The organism is Rhizobium sp. N122 (assembly GCF_002211295.1).
Classification (GTDB): domain Bacteria; phylum Pseudomonadota; class Alphaproteobacteria; order Rhizobiales; family Rhizobiaceae; genus Rhizobium.
Genome location: NZ_LOKU01000008.1, coordinates 38601 through 57272, shown reverse-complemented (window position 1 = coordinate 57272; position 18672 = coordinate 38601). Strand labels below are relative to the sequence as shown.

The following is an 18672-nucleotide window of genomic DNA, read 5'->3' as shown; positions in this document are numbered from 1 at the left end:
CATCGATAATTTCGATCGACATTATCACCGTTTTTTCGATAGCGGGCCAGACCTATTTTCCGCTTCGAGACTGCGGCTCACCTCCCAGCAACGGGCCGTCAAATCCAATTCGAAAGGAAATGCACCATGTCGTCCATCCTTCTTCTGACGTCCAGCCCGCGCGCCGAATCGCTCTCGACGCCGATCGCCGTCGAACTTGCCGAAAAGCTGCAGAACCAGAATCCGGGCAGCGTCCTCGTTCGCCGCGACCTCGCCGCCAGCCCGCTGCCGCATATCGACGACCTCTTCACCGGCGCCATCCGCAAGCCGGCCGAGGCCCGCACCGCCGAGGAAGTCGCCGCCGTCAAGACCTCCGACGAACTGGTCAACGAACTCTTTGCCGCCGATACGATCGTCATCAGCACCGGCCTCATCAATTTCAATATCTATTCGTCGCTGAAGACCTGGATCGACAACATCGCCCGCGCCGGCGTGACGTTCAAGTACACCGAAAGCGGCCCGGTCGGCCTGCTCACCGGTAAGAAGGTTTACGTGGTGCTCACCTCGGGCGGCGTCTACTCGCAGGGACCGGCTGCCCCCTTGAACCATGCCGTGCCGTATCTGAAGTCGGTTCTCGGCTTCCTCGGCATCAGCGATGTCGAGACCATCTATGTCGAAGGTCTGGCTTTCGGTCCGGAAGCTGCCGAAAAGGCCATCGACGCCGCCAAGTCGCGCGTCCAGGAAATCGCGCTGGCCGCCTGATCGGCTCGCGGATATTTCACGAAACGGCCGGCCTTCGCCGGCCGTTTCTCATTTGTCGATACCGGCAACGAAATCCCGGACCGTCTCCAGGATTTCGGCAGACAGAGCCTCGTCGGAGGATAGTCTGGCAAGGCCGACGCCGCCGGCCATCATCGCGAAGGCCGTGATCGCCTTACGCCGTCTCTCCGCTTCGTCCGCTCCCGCGGCCTTACTCGCCAAGCCCTCGAAATTACGCCTGAGCCCGTCTGTCGCGATCGCCCGCGCCTTCGCGCCGCTGCGGGAGATATCGGAGGTCAGCGCCGCAAAGGGGCAGCCTTCGCCGGGGTTGTCGCGGTGATAGGTGCTGACATAACGATCGGCGATATCGGCAGCCGTCATCTTTGCCGGGTCCACGCCCTCGGCCTGCAGTTTGCGTCCCCATGAATCGAAGGCGGACTGGATCGCCTCGGCGACCAGATCGTCGCGGGAGGCGAAGTGCTTATAGAAGCCACCGACCGTCAGTCCGGCCTCCTTCATCAGATCGGCGACGCCGACACCTTCCAGCCCCGCCTCGCGCAGCCGCCTCGAGGCAGTCTCGACGATCTTTTCGTGCGTCTTCTGTTTTTCCAGCTGCGAACGACCCATCCGAATCTCCCCGTAATAAATTCGAATGAGCATGATGTCGGCCGAAAACCGCTTACACTTTTCGGCATCATGCTCCTTGACTCACGTAGATTACAATCATAATCCTTATAGATAACGATCATAATCCAGATCGTTGCCAATTCCAAGAGGAGCATGAATCATGCGTCTACAAAACAAGGTCGCGCTGATCACCGGCGGCAACAGCGGCATCGGTCTTGCGACCGCCAAGGTCTTTATCGACGAAGGTGCGAAGGTGGTGATCACCGGCCGCAATCCGGAAACGCTCGCGGCCGCCGAGAAGGCGCTTGGTGCCGGCGTCGTTGCGCTGAAGGTCGATGTCACCGATGCCGCCGCCACCGAGAAGGCCTTTGCGGAAGCCGCCGCAAAGGTCGGCAAGTTCGACATCGTCTTTGCCAATGCCGGCATCGGCGGTGCGACACCGCTCGGAGAGACGTCGCCCGAGCAATTCAATCAGATCATCAGCACCAATCTCACGGCGGTTTTCTTCACCGTGCAGGCTGCCCTGCCGCATCTCAACGATAGCGCTTCGGTGATCCTCAACGGTTCGGTGCACGCCGTGCTCGGCGCTCCCGGCTGGTCGGCCTATGCGGCCACCAAGGCGGCGGTCCGGGCGCTGACGCGCAATATGGCCTCCGAACTGGCGCCGCGCGGCATTCGGGTCAATCAGGTGACTCCCGGCGGCACGAAGACGCCGATCTGGTCACCGATGGCCCAGACGGAAGACGCGATGTCGGCGCTCGAGGCCCGCATCGGCGGCATGAGCCCGCTCGGCCGCATGAGCGAAGCCGAGGAAATTGCCAAGGCCGCGCTTTATCTGGCCTCGGATGACTCCTCCAATGTCACCGGCATCGAGATCACCGTTGACGGCGGCATGACGAGCGCCCCATCCGGCGCCAAGATCTTCCGCGCCGCGTAAACCAGCAAGGCCGGGCAAAGTCATCTTGCCCGGCCTCGGTCAGGGTTCCTGACGCGCTGGACAATACGAAACAGGACGATCGCCAAATTGGCGACGCCAAGCAGCAGCAAGACATGCAGCATGGCCTGGATGCCGGAGGAAACGATCAGGTTGCCGGCGATCAGTGGAAAGCCGAAGACGCCGATGAAATAGGACAGCGAGAACAAAAGAAGCGATTGCGGCATGAGGCCTGTGGGCGCCTCATTTGCGGCAAGGCCGTTGATGACCGAATAGGTCAGCCCATAGCCCAGCCCCAGTATTGCCGCGGCGCCGAGATAGGCCAGCTGATTTGACGTCACCACCAGGAACAGCAGGATGGAAACGAGCGTCAGGCTGGTCAGCACCAGAAGCGAATAGAACGGATCTTTCTTGACCACATAGGCCGCCACGAACAGCCGGCTCAGGATGGCAGCGGACATGAAGCCGATGAAGAACAGCGAATAATCGAAGCCATGCGCCTTGGCGTAGCTGGTCTGAAAGCTGGAAAGCCCGCCGAAAATCGCGCCGCCGATGCCGACCATGGCGATGGAATAGATCGCCCGCGAACCGATCACCTGACGTGCTGCGGCAAAGGAGATCTTGTTGACATGCGGCAGGATCTTGCCGGCATTGGTCAGCCTGACGTGCAGCAGGAAATAAAGGGCGCCGCCGGCGAGACTGGACAGGAACGCAAAGGCGAAGGCCGTCTCGATCGGCAGGGACCAGCCGGTGACAATGCGGCCGATGATCGGTCCGGCGCCGATGCCAGACATCATCGATCCTGAAAGCAGGGCAAAGAACCTGATCCGGTGCTCGGGCTCGGTGATCGCTGCGACCAGGATGGGGCCGAGCGCGTAGAACGTGCCCCAGCCGATGCCGAGGACGAAACCGACGGTCATCAGGCTGAGCCCGGCTGCCGGGACCGTGGCAAAGCCCAGCCCCGATGCCGCGAGAAACAGGCCGGAAATCGCCACTGCGCGCGCAGAGCCGATGGCATCGGCAATGTGGCCGGAGAGGATGACCAGAATAACGGTGCTGATGGTTGCCGCCGAGATGATCAGGCCGGCAAGCGCCTCGTTGCCGCCGCGCTGGCCGACCAGCACCGGGATCAGAAAGGTCACGCCATAGGCGATCGAAAGAAGAAATCCTCCGATACACAAGACGGCGAACTCGCCGCCATCGACCTTCGTTCGTGCAACTGCATCACTCATGTCTCCACGCCCTCGCAGGAAATCTGATCCGTTGCGGCAATGGAGATCACGTTTGCGCTATGCTAACAAGTCGTTTTTATTGTTACTATAACCTATTGAAAATGCATTCTGTTGGTGGTGTCTGTTTGTGTACATGCAACATCACAAACACCGGCAGCCGACCCATTGCTTTGATCGGGTCAACCGAGTTTCACCACGCCGGAGCGGCCAACGACGCAGTTGCGGCCGCTCTTCTTGGCAGCATAGAGCCTGCCGTCGGCGGCCGTCAGCACCGCAGTGAAATCAGCGCCGTCCTCGTCGGCTGTGGCAACACCGATGCTGACCGTGACCGGCCTGTCGTCCGGCGTCTTGACGCTGGTGGCGATCGTCCAGCGCAGGCGCTCTGCCAGCAGCAGACCTTCCTCGTGGGCGGTACCCGGACAAACGGCAACGAATTCCTCGCCGCCGAAGCGGAAGACGCGGTCGCTGGAACGCAAGGTCGTGCCCAACCGGGCGGCGATCGCCTTCAGCACCTCATCGCCCTGGAGATGGCCATAGCCGTCATTGACATCCTTGAAGTGATCGGCGTCGATAATCAGGATGGTGGCAAACACCCCCTGCCTCAGCGCCTCGTTCAGCATCAGCGGTGCTTCAAGTTCCATGCGCGTGCGATCGTAAACGCCGGTGAGCATATCGCGGCCGGTGCGCTCCAGCAGATCGTTGTAGCGCTCGCGGAAGGTCAGGTCGCCGAAGACGTCGCTGATGGAGCGCGCCGACATGGCCGCGCCGCCGCGGCGAATGCGATATTCGTAGATCGCAAACATTGCCGCATAGAGGCAGACGGCAAGCATTTTCGCTTTCCAACCTGCCCAGAATGCGGCGATCGGCACATCCAGGAAATAATTCAGCGCCGCAAAGAAGCCGATCTGGTCGAAGGTCAGCAGCACGAAGCCGGAAATCAGGAAGCGCAGGACGACACGCCGGCGGAAGAAATCGCCCAGTTTTTCGTAAAGCAGAATGATGCCGAGCGAATCGACATAAAGCAGCGCCGTGCCCCAGACCATCAGCCAGCCCATTTCCTGAAGGAAAGCCACATCCGGCGTGTGGCTGGGCGACATCTGCAGCGGCAGGTGCAGTTGCAGCACCCACGCAATGCCGACGGTCAGCAGGTTGCCGAGGAACAGGCCGTAAATCGGCTGGCGAACCGTCGCGGCATCCTCCTGCAGGTAAAGCATCAGGATCATCATCAGCTTGCCGGAGAAGAAGACCGACGAGCCGGGCGACACATCGCCGAACGGCAGCGTGATATAGAAGACCGCCGCCAGATAGGTCTCCATGAAATGCATGACGCCGAGCGCCGTCAGGAAAACCCCGAGACCAAGCCGATGACGGAAATGCAGAAGGGTGACCATCAGCGCGAAATAAGCGATGGCTTCGACGGCAAAGAGCGCGAGGTTGAGCGTCTCCATCAGAGCACCCCGGCTTCAGGCCGGTGCCCTGAACCGAACGCGGGCGCAATGGCCGCGACGGCGGATCCTTTGGTCGATCGTCCGAAAAAGTCAAACACGAGGGCGGCCCTGCACATGCTGCAGGCAATAGCTTTGACTGCAATCCTTTAAGATTGCGTGAGCGATATCCCGATCACCGGCGGCGGCGTCGCGTCACAGGATTGAAAAACAAGAATAATTGTGATCCGGCATCCGATGCAGATGCGGCCAATCCCGGCCTCAGACCTGACGAAGCTTCTCGCCGTCACCGAAGAGTGACGAACCATGCTGATCGATGATCTGCTGCGCCTTGCGCACCGTGCATTCGAGCGCATCGTCGGAGGACGAGAACAGATCGGCGCGGATGAAATTGCGCACCAGCACCTCGTCGCCGACCTTCTTTTCGATGCGGCCGGCAAGCCGATACTGGCTGCCTTCCCTACGCGGCTCCGCATAGATTGTGCAGTCGTTGTAAAGCTGCGGCTCGCCGGAAGGGCCTGCCGCCTCCGAGGCGGCTTTGCCGCCGCCGGAGAACATCGAAAAGAGATTTGAAAGGAACGAAGCCATGCTCCGCCTTTAGCACGGCGATATCGCTGTCGCCAAGTCAAATGATCAGGTTGGCGAGGATCTCGTTTTCGGTGATATCCTCGTAACCCATGCCGGCCGCTTCGAAATTTCCGATCAGCCTAGCGAAGTTCTCCGGCGCCTTGGTTTCGATGCCGATCAGGATCGAGCCGAAATTGCGCGCCGATTTCTTCAGATATTCGAAGCGGGCAATATCATCGTCGGGCCCGAGCAGATTGAGGAAATCCCTAAGCGCCCCCGGGCGCTGGGCAAGCCGCAGGATGAAATACTTCTTCAGCCCTGCGTAACGCATGGCTCGTTCCTTTACGTCAGGCAGGCGCTCGAAATCGAAATTGCCGCCGGAGACGACGGCGACAACGGTCTTGCCGCGGATCGCCTCGGCGTCCATCGCGGCGATCGCCGTCAGCGACAGGGCGCCGGCCGGCTCCAGCACGACGCCCTCGACATTCAGCATTTCCTGGATGGTGACGCAGATGGCGTTCTCCGGCATCAACTGCACTTGGCTTGCCGGAAAATCGCGAAGGGCGGCGAAATTCAGGTCGCCGATGCGGGCGACGGCGGCGCCGTCGACGAAGTTGTCGACCTTGGCGAGCGTCGTTACCTCACCTGCCTCGATGCTGCGTCTGAGGCTCGGCGCGCCGGCGGGCTCGGTAAAGACGAAGGCCGATTTCGCCACGGTGCCGTCGAGATAGCCGGTAATGCCGGCGGCAAGGCCGCCGCCGCCGACCGGCAGGACGACCATATCGGGCACCGTTCCCTCAGGCAGTTGCTGCATGATCTCGGCGGCGACGGTCGCCTGCCCTTCGATGATGTCGGCATGGTCGAAGGGCGGCACCATGACGCCACCGACCGCTTCGACATGGTCGCGCGCAGCCTGGTAGCACTGGTCGAAGAAATCGCCGAACAGCCGGATGGTGATGAATTCGGCACCGAACATGCGGGTCTTGTCGATTTTCTGCTGCGGTGTCGTCACCGGCATGAAGACGACGCCCGGCACGCCGAAATGGCGGCAGACATAGGCAAAGCCCTGGGCATGATTGCCGGCCGAGGCGCAGACGAAGGTCTTGCCGGAAGCGCCCTGCCCGATCGCCTTGCGGAAGAAATTGAAGGCGCCGCGAATCTTGTAGGAACGCACCGGCGACAGATCCTCGCGCTTCAGCCAGATATCGGCACCGTAGCGAGCGGAAAGATGGTCATTGAGCTGCAGCGGCGTCGCCGGGAAAAGGCTGCGCATTGCCGCTTCGGCGCTTTCGACTTCAAGTCTCGTCACGAGCGTGGTCCATTCCTAAAGATTAGCCGCCGCCGCTATGGCACAGGCCGGCCGGCAAAAGAAAGCCCGCTCCGGCCATTTCCGGTTCGCTGACCGAGCCGCTCGCATCCTGATCCCTGGTCCAGCCTCAGGAAGCCTTTCTTAAGCCAATCACGAACTCGGCGGCAGATGAACTGATTTTAACTGTCAATGCAAAGGCCTGCCAATTATATGGAACGATGATGATCTTCAAATTCGCAAAACCTGTGGCCTGGCTGCTGCTCGCCTTCATTCTCTTCGTCACGGTTTCGCCGATCGGGCTGAGGCCGGAGACCGTCACGACTGTCGATACCGACCGCGCAGCCGCCTATATTCTTGTCGGCCTCGCCTTTGCGCTCGCCTATCCGAAACAGTGGAAATTGGTGGCCGTGCTGCTGATCGCTGGCGCCGTCGCCATCGAATATCTGCAGTACTTCTCGCCGACGCGCCATCCGCGCCTGCATGACGCCGGCATCAAGGCAATGGGCGCCGCCCTCGGGCTGCTGGCCGGCTGGGTGATCAACAGGTGGCGCGAGACGGTGATTGTCTCAGGTTAGAAACCGCGAAACTCCATGGCCCAGAAGAACAGCGGTATCGCAGCCGTCGCGGTTCCCAGAACAAGCGCGACACTGGTCTTGAAGATCCGGATGCGCCGAACCTTAGCTCCAGTCCAATCGTAAACCATCGCCTTACTCCCACAAGACAACACTTACTAAACCGCCGCGGCGCAATCCTTGCACCGATATTGCCCTTGTCAAGCGATGACGCGCTTATATCCCCGATATACGTGCATATTCAAACGGTATTATGAAGCTGTGTGGGCAAGAGGACACGAACCCGCTAACCCAGCCGATAGTATCGCTGAGACCGCTACACCTTGTCGGTACGGGAATAACGACGATTAATCGTAGAGCACCGCATTTATGCTCGACGGGGAGCAGGTCTATTTCCCGCTCGCCGTCTCGCACTTCTGCAAAGATTCTTAAGATCTGAATCCAAATAAATCACAGATAATCAAGAGTGCTACAGCTTCCGTCACGCGCCTGAAAGACGCAACGGCGCTATAACGTCATCACGTCTAGCCGTCATAATGACCGGAGAATGCCGCTTCCGCGGACTTGACGGTGACAGCCACATTCACGCCTTTTGTCACCGTCGCGCCGGTGGCGCGAAGATCGGTGACCACTTTCAAGCCGCCCGCCTTGGGGACCGGGAGCGGCAGTACGGTGCCGGCGTCCAGATCGGCGACCCAGAGCCCGTCTTGACCTTCAACACTAATAACAACAACTGTAGCCATGTTTTGCCCCTTCTAACGATTGATGTTTAAAATCCAGCTTTCTTCAGGCCTTCACGATAAAGATCTTTATGCCACTGCTCTTTACTTGGAACTGCAGACAACCATTTGTCCACATCGAAGTCCGGATTGCCTTCACGAAACCTTCGTACGAATATCCGCGCCTTGTCCTGATGACCCAACATGGCCCAACTTGCAGCGGACAACCTATCCGCTAAATTAGGATCGGCCATCTGCCCGATATAGTCCAGCGACGCTTCAAATTCGCCGAGGGCATAATTTGCTCCTGCAGCAGTCCAGAAATAGGTATCGGGACCGAGCGGGTTCAGCTCGATTGCCCGCTCGATCTTTCGCAAGGCCATGGCGGGCAGCGAACAATGAACCAAAGTGTCGGCATAATCGGCGATTACGTCGGCGTAGTGCGGCGCAAGGCTTTCCGCCACTTCCATGGCTTCGGCGCTTTCATCGAACGCGCCCTGCAGCAGCTTGGCGACACCGAGCTCGCGATAGCCATCGGCGAAGTCCGAACGCGTCCCGGTGGCTTGTTTTGCGAAGGTCTCCGCCAATTGTAAAAGATCGATATCCCCCCGCGCCGTCAGCAACCATTCCTTGGAGTAGGTCCGCGCCATCGAGCTCAGCGCCGGGGTGAAATCGGGGCTTACGCTGAGCGCGGCTTTCATTTCCTTGCGAACGCGCCGCAGGTTGGGAAGCGTCAGCCGCGCCAAGTGCCGCCTGCCGACAAGATATCTGTGGTAGGCGACGGGATTCAGGTCTTCGCGCAATGCCTCATGGCGCTCGATTTCGCTGGACACGGACAGAGCGATCTGCCGGGCAACCACTCTCCTGTCTCTGGCAAGATCCATCCGATCGAGGCTGAACCGTTCGGCCCAGACAATCTGATTCTGATCGAAAAAGATCAGCTGGGCGAACAGCGTCACTTCATCGCCGATATTGCTGATCCGGGTGTCGAGGATATAATTGACGCGATGCCGCTCAAAGAAGACCTTCTGCGTCTCCACCTGATGGCCGATCTGAACCGCCGAATACGGGGCTATGACCTCCAGGCTGTTGAAGACGCAAAATCCGATCGTGATATCCTCCACCAAAGAGGCGGCCAGAAAACCGGCTTGCGGCCGAACGGATTGATTCTTCGGAGGAAGCAGCACCAGGCGGGGAACGGCAATCCGCATGTCCTCGGGCTCCAGGGGAAGAGCAGCCTCGAGTTTCGCCGTTGACGACACGGATGGCGGACGCGGGGATCTCGCGTCACCCTCACTGGATTCCCTGCGCGCAGCGATACCTCTCGCCGTCGAATTGCGCCGCTGTTCAAAATAGCTGCGAAGGGATTCAACCTCCCCTTCCGCCTTAAAGATCCGTATGAGCAGCTGCAGCGTTTCCGGATCCTTCGGCTCGGTCCGAAAGAGGATAACCGCAGCCTTCCTCAGGAGCTCGGATTCCTTTGGCGACGGGGTAAGCTGGGACGCCGCTCTCACACTATTGGCAAGAAGCTCGTTATGGAAATTTTCACGTTCGGCGAGCCAGCGCTGAAACTGACGGCTATGGTTGTGAACCGGCTCCAGAAAAGGCTGATTCATCAGCGCCACCAACTGTCCGAGCCGGGAGAACGGCTCCACCTCGTCCTCCTCGCCGGCGAGCAGAATGTCGGAAGACAAAGCCGCCCGGTCGAGGATGAGCATGTTGCCCTGAGACGAAAGGATGTTTACGCCGAGATCGTCCTGACGGGACTTAACTCTGGAAATCACCTTCCGCAAAGTCGACAGTGCAACATCCCTGTCGGCTTCGCCCCATAGGAAGCGGGCCACGGTCGTTCGATCTGCCGAAGCTTGGTCGGTTGTAAATAAATAGGCGAGAAGCAGCAGGCCTTTCTCAGGAAACGCAACAGCATTTCCCTCCCCGTCAATGAGTTGCAGCCTCCCGAAGGTCTTCAGAACAAAAGCCATTTCGCCCTTTAAGTCACCACATGTCCCAATGTTCACGATAGAAAGTGCAATGCACGTATTGCAACAGTAAAAATCGCAAACGCTACCCCTGCCAGCACTTTGTCCCAATGTCCGGCGAAATTCAACAAGCTTGTGTCGCAAGGGTTGTGTTCAGTTTTCTACGCCGGCTGGCATGAAATTTTGCAATCGACTGTCGCGACTTTGCAGGGCGACAACGGAAATTTGAAACTTCCTGGCGCGCAGTTGCTTGCCGAAGTTTGGGATCGGCGCGCCGGACGGCCCCGCTCTACTCCAAGATTCAGCTGGACATTCGAAGCGACGAAGCGATTGAGGGCTTCTGGACTTTGAAACCGAATTGCACCTGGACACCGAATATCGGTTGAGAATGCCGCCTCTCTTTGTTAGCAGAAAGAACCACGCGGACGTGGTGGAATCGGTAGACACAAGGGACTTAAACAAAATTGAGTGCACTGGCGGAAACGCCTGATGTAGAACTGCTCAAAGTCGGGGAAACCTGTCAGATGGCAATCCCGAGCCAAGCCCCGCAAGGGGAAGGTGTAGAGACTAGACGGGCAGCACCTAAGGCAGACGCTAGGGTGAAGGTATAGTCCAGACCACAAACGCCGGAAGGCGGCGGCGAAAGCCGTAGCGGTAAGAAAATCCCTCGGCCTAGGCTATGCGGGTTCGACCCCCGCCGTCCGCACCATATGCCGATTCAGATCAGGCCACCGATGAGAAGATGGGCGTCACCGCAGGCCTGTGGGGTTTCGTTGCGAGGGAAAACCGTCGAACCGGTACAGCTCCCATCCGAATTCGTCTTTCACCAGCAATGTTTGCAAAGCGGCCGAAGGGCGCTACCTATTGACCAGCCTCACATCACGGAACATCCCATGAGCCACGCCACCGTCGTCACCGCCGCCATGCTCGCCATCGGCGACGAACTTCTTTCCGGCCGCACCAAGGACAAGAATATCGGCCACCTCGCCGACCTGCTCACTCTTTCCGGCATCGACCTCAAGGAGGTGCGCATCGTCGCCGACGACGAGGAGGCGATCGTCGAGGCGCTGAACGCGCTTCGCGCTCGATATGATTACGTCTTCACGTCGGGCGGCATCGGGCCCACACATGACGACATCACCGCCGATGCCATTTCCAAGGCGTTCGGCGTGCCCTGCGACTATGACGAAGAAGCGATGAGGCTGCTGGCCGATATGTACCGGCGCCGCGAGATGGAATTCACCGAAGCGCGCCAGCGCATGGCGCGCATGCCGCGCGGATCCGTGCATATCGCCAATCCGGTGTCGACGGCGCCGGGCTTCATCATCGGCAATGTCTATGTGATGGCCGGCGTGCCGCAGGTTTTCCAGGCGATGGTCGACAATGTGCTGCCGACGCTTCGAACCGGCACGCCGGTGCTGTCGCTCGCCATCGCCTGCCCTTACGGCGAAGGCGAGATCGGCACTCCCCTGACGGCGATCCAGAAAGCCCACCCGGACACCAGCATCGGTTCCTACCCCCGCTATATCGGCCAGAAATTCTCGACCGAGATCGTCGTGCGCGGCCGCGCGCAGGCAACAATCGATGCGGCCGGCGCCGAGGTGCAAGCCATGATCGAGGCCATCCGCCAGAGGAAGGACATCGACGAAAACCATTCCGCCGAGGCTTGAGGACAAGACCGGAACCGGGGACCAGGCTTGATCCCCCTCAAGGAACGGAAGAACGGTCCGGTGCATTCCTTCCTCGCGCACGCCATTTCAGCGCAAGGAGAATTGATATGTCTTACAAAACCATTCTCGCCATTCTCGATACAGCAGACAATAGCGCCGCCGTTACCGATTTCGCCTTTGCCATTGCCGCCGAAAGCGGCGCTCATGTGATCGGCCTGCATGCCGAAAACATCTCCGCCGTGCCGCTGGTGGCGCCGATGGAAATCCCCGATCCGGTCGCCGTGCAGGCGCTGCAGGATATGGCGCATAGCGAAACGATCGCGGTGGAGCGAATTTTTCGCGCCAAGGCCGAGGCCTCAGGCGGCTCCTCGGAGTGGCGCAGCTTTGCCACCTCCATCGGCTACGGCTCCGCACAGCTGATCGAAAGCGCCCGCAGCGCCGATCTCTTGATCGCCTCGCAGGCCGATCCGGCCAAAGCCTCCGACAGCCATGTCGACGTCGACAGCTTCCTCTTCGAAACCGGCCGGCCGGTGCTGATCATCCCCTACATCATCCGCCAGCCGAAGCCGATCAAGCGCGTGCTGATCGCCTGGAACGGCTCGAAGGAAGCGGCGCGCGCAACCTTCGACGCGCTGCCGATCCTCAAAGCCGCCGAGGAGGTCGAGATCTTTTCGGTCGACCCGGTCGACACGGCGCTGCAATCGCCGCTGACCGCAGGCGCCGCGATCGCCGCAGCGCTTGCCCGCCACGGCGTGAAGACGACACTGGCGACGGCCCGAAGCGTGGATAAGAACACCTCGCATGTCATCGAAAACCGGCTGTCGGACGACAGCATCGATCTTCTCGTCATGGGCGCCTATACGCATTCCTGGCTCTGGCAGATGATTTTCGGCGGCACGACCAAGAGTTTGCTGCAATCGATGACGGCGCTGACGCTGTTGTCGCGCTGACCCACGCCGCGATCATTGGCGCTCTTGCCTTTTGACGGCAAATTCCGTTAATTGCGGCGACCGATGACGGCTTCGAGCCTCGGCCACAGCTCGCGAACTCGCGTAGCGCAGCTCGTGCGATTTCCTGTTTGGTCGATCGCCGCCTCAAGCCCGTCCGGTCGCCGCAAAACGGCGTGTTGTTTTTTCATGCCGCGGAGCAGCCCGATGTCCCTTCCCGATAAAGCCTTTCCCGTCTCTTGGGATCAGTTCCACCGCGATGCGCGCGCGCTTGCCTGGCGGCTTGCCGGCCTTGACCAGACGTTCAAGGCGATCGTCTGCATCACCCGCGGCGGCCTCGTTCCGGCCGCGATCATTTCGCGCGAACTGAACATCCGGCTGATCGAGACCGTCTGCGTCGCCTCCTACCATGATTATGTCAACCAGGGCGACATGACCCTGCTCAAGGGGATAGCGCCCGAGCTTGCCGAAAACGGCGGCGAAGGGGTGCTCGTCGTCGACGACCTGACGGATACCGGCAAGACCGCCGTACAGGTGCGCACCATGCTGCCGCGGGCGCATTTCGCCTGCGTCTATGCCAAGCCGAAGGGTGTTCCGACGGTCGATACCTTCATCACCGAGGTGAGCCAGGATACCTGGATCTACTTCCCTTGGGACATGGGCTTCACCTACCAGGAGCCGATCGCCAAGGGACCGCGCTGAGCGCACAGATCGCAGCGCGCACCCATCGTATTTACCACTTGAAATTGTTCCAGTTTTTGTCAGCAAGGTTTCCTGAATCCGCTATCGGGATATGCACATCTATTTTAACTTATTCGCATAAACTCGGCAGCTGCGAATCGCATCAAACTGCGCTTAAAGCGTGCAGGAAAACGATGCGATAGAAGGAAACGACGATGGCGCGGTGGGGATATGTTGCGGTGGTTGCCGTCGGGCTGGCGGCATATCTGCCCCCGCTCGCGCCTGCTCGCGCCGAGCCTGCCTATATTCCGCTGGTGCGCGACTATGTCGAGACGCGGATCCGGCCGATGGTGGAAACGCCGCTGGTGCTGAAAGCCATCGCCGAGCAGAATGCCAAATTCACCGATGTCAGCGAAATCGACCTGCGGGTGCTCGATGAGACCTACCGGTCGGAGGTCGATCGGCACCATCTGCAGATGGTCCAACTGCTGCTCGACAAATCCGTGTCGAATTATCTGAAAACCAGGCAGGACGCCTCGCAGGGGGCGATCGTCGAATTTTTCGTCACCGACAGTCATGGGCTGAATGTGGGGCAAAGCACCATCACCGCCGACTACTGGCAGGGCGACGAAGAGAAATACCTCAGAACCTTCGCCGACGGCTCCCGAGAGATCTTCGTCGACCGGGCGGAACGCAACCAATCCACCCAGATGCTGGAAACGCAGGCGAGCTTCGTGGTCATCGACGAAGAGGACAGGCCGATCGGCGTCGCCACCGTCACCATCGCCATCGATGCGCTTTGAACAGGGCCGATTTCCGCACCGAATCGGCATGCCGATTTGCACCGAAAATGCCATACCAAGATTTGCCGCCGGACGCTTTTTTGCCGTTCAAGCCTTTTCCTTAGCCGGCAGCGCCTGCAAGCCATTGTAATTTCAGGGCTCCCCGGCTTTCCCCAATCTCCACAGGCGCATCCACAAGATGTTGTGGTTAGCAATCAATTAACGGCCAGCCCTTGACGGAATCACCCGTTTCAAACTTACTGTCCCTGATGTTGCGGCGGCGACAGGACCGGAGGTAACGAGCCCGGTTCCCTATTGAAAATTAGGACGCGGAATCAGGGCGATGTACCGGGAACGGTGTCAGGCCTGACAGGATCTCTGCGCGATTTTCAGCCTCCAAAAAAAGTGACGTCGGGACTGGCGATAATAAGCTGTTAATACTATATTTAGCGTTTGCAGCCACCATCACCACAAGATACAGGAAGAACATCTCCGGATGACACCCCTGTGACAATACGGAAACGAGACTGGCTGCACGACGACAATGTGCCGCCGGATAGAAATTTTGCGCCCCGGTCGCGGGGACCGGGCGCCAACACGAGGTCAAGACCATGCGCATCGAACGTCGTTTCACGAAGGCCGGGCAAGGCGCCTATGCGGATATCGAATTCCGCAAGGCGACGAGCGAGATCAAGAACCCCGACGGTTCGATCGTGTTCCGCCTCGAGAATATCGACGTTCCCGCGCAATTCTCCCAGGTCGCGACCGACGTCCTGGCGCAGAAGTATTTCCGCAAGGCCGGCGTCCCCACCCGGCTGAAGAAAGTCGAGGAAAACGACGTTCCCTCCTTCCTGTGGCGCTCCGTTCCCGACGATGCGGCGCTGAAGACCCTGCCCAAGGATGAGCAGACCGGCTCCGAAATCGATGCGCGCCAGGTCTTCGACCGTCTTGCCGGCACCTGGACCTATTGGGGCTGGAAGGGCGGCTATTTCTCTTCGGAAGAAGATGCGTCCGCCTTCAAGGACGAGCTTGCCTATATGCTCGCCACCCAGCGCGTCGCGCCGAACTCGCCGCAGTGGTTCAACACCGGCCTGCACTGGGCCTACGGCATCGACGGCCCCGGCCAGGGCCATTTCTATGTCGACCCCTTCACCGGCAAGCTGACCAAGTCCAAGTCTGCCTATGAACATCCGCAGCCGCATGCCTGCTTCATCCAGTCGGTCGAAGACGATCTCGTCAACGAAGGCGGCATCATGGACCTGTGGGTACGTGAGGCGCGCCTGTTCAAATACGGCTCCGGCACCGGTTCCAACTTCTCGATGCTGCGCGGCGAAGGCGAAAAGCTTTCCGGCGGCGGCCGCTCCTCCGGCCTGATGAGCTTCCTGAAGATCGGCGACCGCGCCGCCGGCGCCATCAAATCGGGCGGCACGACGCGCCGCGCCGCCAAGATGGTGGTCGTCGATATCGACCATCCCGATATCGAGGAATACATCAACTGGAAGGTCAAGGAAGAGCAGAAGGTTGCGGCCCTCGTCACCGGCTCGAAGATTGTCGCCCGGCATCTGAAGACGATCATGAAGGCCTGCTTCAATTGCGAAGGCGGCGACAACGGCGATTGCTTCGATCCGGCCAAGAACCCTGCCCTGAAGCGCGAAATCCGCGCCGCCAAGAAGGACCAGGTGCCGGAAAATTACGTCCAGCGCGTCATCCAGTTCGCCCGCCAGGGCTACAAGGATCTCGAATTCAAGACCTACGACACGGATTGGGATTCGGAAGCCTATCTCACGGTCTCCGGCCAGAACTCCAACAACTCCGTCTCGATCAAGGACGACTTCCTGCGCGCCGTCGAAAATGACGGCGAATGGAAGCTGACCGCCCGCAAGGACGGCCGGGTGATGAAGACGCTGAAGGCGCGCGATCTCTGGGAAACGATTTCCTACGCCGCCTGGGCCTCGGCCGATCCGGGCATCCACTTCAACACGACGATGAACGACTGGCACACCTCGCCGGCCGGCGGCCCGATCCGCGGCTCGAACCCGTGCTCGGAATACATGTTCCTCGACGACACCGCCTGCAACCTTGCCTCGCTGAACCTCCTGCAGTTCAAGGACAAGGCCACCAAGCGCATCAATATCGCCGATTACGAACACGCCGTTCGCCTGTGGACCGTCGTACTCGAAGTCTCGGTCATGATGGCGCAGTTCCCGTCGAAGCGCATTGCCGAACTCTCCTATGAATACCGCACGCTCGGCCTCGGCTACGCCAATATCGGCGGCCTGCTGATGTCGTCGGGCATTCCCTATGACTCCACCGAGGCCCGCGCCATTGCCGGTTCGCTGACCGCGATCATGACCGGCATCTGCTATGCGACCTCGGCCGAAATGGCTGCCGAACTCGGGCCCTTCCCGAACTTCGCGCCGAACCGCGAAAGCATGCTCAGGGTCATTCGCAACCATCGCCGCGCCGCTTACGGCGAAACCTCAGGCTATGAGGCGCTGTCGATCGACCCGGTCGCGCTGATCCATTCGGAAAACCCGGATCAGGATCTTGCAGCCCATGCCAAATCGGCCTGGGACAAGGCGCTTGAGCTTGGCGAACAGCATGGCTACCGCAATGCCCAGGTCTCGGTCATCGCGCCCACCGGCACGATCGGTCTCGTCATGGATTGCGACACGACCGGCATCGAGCCCGACTTCGCCCTCGTCAAGTTCAAGAAGCTCGCCGGCGGCGGCTACTTCAAGATCATCAACCGCGCCGTACCGGACGCGCTGCGCACGCTCGGCTATTCCGAGAGCCAGATCGCCGAAATCGAGGCCTATGCCGTCGGCCACGGCAACCTGAACCAGGCGCCGGCGATCAACCCGTCGACGCTGAGGGCCAAGGGCTTGACCGACGAGAAGGTGGAAGCGGTCAACGCCGCGCTGAAGAGCGCCTTCGACATCAAGTTCGTCTTCAACCAGTGGACGCTCGGCGCCGACTTCCTGAAGGAGACGCTGAAGGTTTCCGACGAACAGCTCGCCGATATGAGCTTCAGCCTGCTCGACCATATGGGCTTCTCGAAGAAGGACATCGAAGCCGCCAACATCCATGTCTGCGGCGCGATGACGCTGGAAGGCGCGCCCTTCCTGAAGGCCGAGCATCTGCCGGTCTTCGATTGCGCCAATCCCTGCGGCAAGATCGGCAAACGCTACCTCTCGGTGGAAAGCCATATCCGCATGATGGCGGCCGCCCAGCCCTTCATCTCCGGTGCGATTTCCAAGACGATCAACATGCCGAACGAGGCGACCGTCGAGGATTGCAAGAACGCCTATCTGCTCTCCTGGAAGCTCGGCCTCAAGGCCAACGCGCTCTATCGCGACGGCTCGAAGCTGTCGCAGCCGCTCAACGCCTCGCTGATCGAAGACGAGGACGACGAGGATGCGCTGGAGGAACTGCTGCAGGCGCCTGTCGCCGCCCAGGCCGTCACCATCACCGAAAAGATCATCGAGCGGGTGATCGAACGCGTTTCGCGCGAACGCGAGAAGCTGCCGAACCGCCGCCAGGGCTATACCCAGAAGGCCGCCGTCGGCGGGCACAAGGTCTATCTCCGCACCGGCGAATTCGGCGACGGCCGCCTCGGCGAGATCTTCATCGACATGCACAAGGAAGGCGCTGCCTTCCGCGCGATGATGAACAATTTCGCCATCGCCATCTCGCTCGGCCTGCAATATGGCGTGCCGCTCGAGGAATATGTCGAGGCCTTCACCTTCACCAAGTTCGAGCCGGCCGGCATGGTCATCGGCAACGACGCGATCAAGAACGCCACGTCGATCCTCGACTACGTCTTCCGCGAGCTTGCCGTCTCCTATCTCGGCCGTCATGACCTCGCCCATGTCGATACGTCGGACTTCTCCAACACCGCACTCGGCAAGGGCATCCAGGAAGGCAAGACCAACCTGTTGTCAACCGGCTGGACCCGCGGCTACAAGCCGACGCTCGTCTCTGGCACCGGCGGCGAACGCCAGGCGGGCGAACCCAAGGGTGCAGCAACGGCAGCCCCTGCCCGCGCCGCGTCCACCGGCACGGTGACCGCCTTTGCCGGCAGCGCCGCGCGCAAGCTGGAACCGACGGTCGCCATCTCCACCTCCGAAATCGTCGCCTTCAAGCGCGATTACGAGGAGCGCGCCAAGGAATTGGCCGAGGAAATCGCCGAAGAGGTGATGGAAGAAATCACCAGCGACGCCACCGCCCTCTTCTCCGACAAGGCGGCAGCGGACGCGGCAACGGCCAAGACCGAAGCCAAGAAGGTGGAAGCCGAGCGCCGCCAGCGCTCGATCATGCAGGGCTATACCGGCAACATGTGCTCGGAATGCCAGAACTTCACGATGGTGCGGAACGGGACTTGCGAGAAGTGCGACACGTGCGGTGCGACGAGCGGGTGCAGCTGAGCGGCTGCATACACAGCTCATGTCACGTCCATTGAAACAATCT

16 protein-coding genes are annotated in these 18672 nt (G+C 60.2%); 8 read left to right on the top strand and 8 right to left on the bottom strand.

What is annotated here, in order from left to right; all coding sequences use genetic code 11:
* The first annotated feature begins 126 nt into the window (after nucleotides 1–126).
* Entirely contained in the window at nucleotides 127–741 is a 615-nt protein-coding gene (locus ATY75_RS07610; protein ID WP_064838185.1) for an FMN-dependent NADH-azoreductase, read from the top strand.
* Between the two features lie 48 nt (nucleotides 742–789).
* Here the strand turns inward: ATY75_RS07610 and ATY75_RS07605 are convergent, their stop codons facing one another.
* Nucleotides 790–1365, bottom strand: a complete 576-nt coding sequence (locus tag ATY75_RS07605; RefSeq protein WP_088937062.1) for a TetR/AcrR family transcriptional regulator — start codon at nucleotides 1363–1365, stop codon at nucleotides 790–792.
* A gap of 160 nt (nucleotides 1366–1525) precedes the next feature.
* Between ATY75_RS07605 and ATY75_RS07600 the strand changes: the two genes are divergently transcribed.
* Nucleotides 1526–2302: an SDR family oxidoreductase gene (locus ATY75_RS07600; protein ID WP_088937061.1), complete on the top strand. Its 777-nt coding sequence runs from the start codon at nucleotides 1526–1528 to the stop codon at nucleotides 2300–2302.
* A 20-nt stretch (nucleotides 2303–2322) separates the two neighbouring features.
* On the opposite strand, the gene ATY75_RS07595 is transcribed toward ATY75_RS07600, so the two are convergent.
* The 4 genes from ATY75_RS07595 to ilvA all read right to left on the bottom strand — a co-directional run bounded on the left by ATY75_RS07595 (nucleotide 2323) and on the right by ilvA (nucleotide 6852).
* Nucleotides 2323–3531: an MFS transporter gene (locus tag ATY75_RS07595; RefSeq protein WP_088937060.1), complete on the bottom strand. Its 1209-nt coding sequence runs from the start codon at nucleotides 3529–3531 to the stop codon at nucleotides 2323–2325.
* 179 nt (nucleotides 3532–3710) lie between these two features.
* Entirely contained in the window at nucleotides 3711–4982 is a 1272-nt protein-coding gene (locus tag ATY75_RS07590; RefSeq protein WP_088937059.1) for a GGDEF domain-containing protein, read from the bottom strand.
* 255 nt (nucleotides 4983–5237) lie between these two features.
* Entirely contained in the window at nucleotides 5238–5564 is a 327-nt protein-coding gene (locus ATY75_RS07585; protein ID WP_064838180.1) for an HlyU family transcriptional regulator, read from the bottom strand.
* 37 nt (nucleotides 5565–5601) lie between these two features.
* The gene (gene ilvA / locus ATY75_RS07580) at nucleotides 5602–6852 is read right to left on the bottom strand and encodes a threonine ammonia-lyase (RefSeq protein ID WP_088937058.1); all 1251 of its coding nucleotides are present in this window, start codon (nucleotides 6850–6852) and stop codon (nucleotides 5602–5604) included.
* 218 nt (nucleotides 6853–7070) lie between these two features.
* On the opposite strand from ilvA, the gene ATY75_RS07575 reads away from it, so the two are divergent.
* On the top strand, nucleotides 7071–7427 hold the full coding sequence (locus tag ATY75_RS07575; RefSeq protein WP_088937057.1) for a VanZ family protein: 357 nt from the start codon (nucleotides 7071–7073) through the stop codon (nucleotides 7425–7427).
* On the opposite strand, the gene ATY75_RS35435 is transcribed toward ATY75_RS07575, so the two are convergent.
* The 3 genes from ATY75_RS35435 to ATY75_RS07565 all read right to left on the bottom strand — a co-directional run bounded on the left by ATY75_RS35435 (nucleotide 7424) and on the right by ATY75_RS07565 (nucleotide 10125).
* Entirely contained in the window at nucleotides 7424–7555 is a 132-nt protein-coding gene (locus ATY75_RS35435; protein WP_257784959.1) for a hypothetical protein, read from the bottom strand. The genes ATY75_RS07575 and ATY75_RS35435 overlap by 4 nt on opposite strands.
* Before the next feature lie 393 nt (nucleotides 7556–7948).
* The gene (locus ATY75_RS07570) at nucleotides 7949–8167 is read right to left on the bottom strand and encodes a hypothetical protein (RefSeq protein ID WP_049734210.1); all 219 of its coding nucleotides are present in this window, start codon (nucleotides 8165–8167) and stop codon (nucleotides 7949–7951) included.
* Nucleotides 8168–8193: 26 nt separating this feature from the next.
* The gene (locus tag ATY75_RS07565; RefSeq protein ID WP_088937056.1) at nucleotides 8194–10125 is read right to left on the bottom strand and encodes a hypothetical protein; all 1932 of its coding nucleotides are present in this window, start codon (nucleotides 10123–10125) and stop codon (nucleotides 8194–8196) included.
* 890 nt (nucleotides 10126–11015) lie between these two features.
* Between ATY75_RS07565 and ATY75_RS07560 the strand changes: the two genes are divergently transcribed.
* From ATY75_RS07560 to ATY75_RS07540, 5 genes are all read left to right on the top strand, one after another.
* Nucleotides 11016–11792 carry a competence/damage-inducible protein A gene (locus ATY75_RS07560; protein WP_088937055.1) on the top strand — a complete coding sequence of 259 codons (777 nt, stop codon included), beginning with the start codon at nucleotides 11016–11018 and terminating at the stop codon, nucleotides 11790–11792.
* Between the two features lie 107 nt (nucleotides 11793–11899).
* Nucleotides 11900–12742 carry a universal stress protein gene (locus ATY75_RS07555; protein WP_088937054.1) on the top strand — a complete coding sequence of 281 codons (843 nt, stop codon included), beginning with the start codon at nucleotides 11900–11902 and terminating at the stop codon, nucleotides 12740–12742.
* A gap of 204 nt (nucleotides 12743–12946) precedes the next feature.
* The gene (gene gpt, locus ATY75_RS07550) at nucleotides 12947–13441 is read left to right on the top strand and encodes a xanthine phosphoribosyltransferase (RefSeq protein ID WP_049734206.1); all 495 of its coding nucleotides are present in this window, start codon (nucleotides 12947–12949) and stop codon (nucleotides 13439–13441) included.
* 194 nt (nucleotides 13442–13635) lie between these two features.
* The gene (locus ATY75_RS07545; protein ID WP_088937053.1) at nucleotides 13636–14223 is read left to right on the top strand and encodes a hypothetical protein; all 588 of its coding nucleotides are present in this window, start codon (nucleotides 13636–13638) and stop codon (nucleotides 14221–14223) included.
* 590 nt (nucleotides 14224–14813) lie between these two features.
* Nucleotides 14814–18629: a vitamin B12-dependent ribonucleotide reductase gene (locus ATY75_RS07540; protein ID WP_088937052.1), complete on the top strand. Its 3816-nt coding sequence runs from the start codon at nucleotides 14814–14816 to the stop codon at nucleotides 18627–18629.
* Nucleotides 18630–18672: the final 43 nt, after the last annotated feature.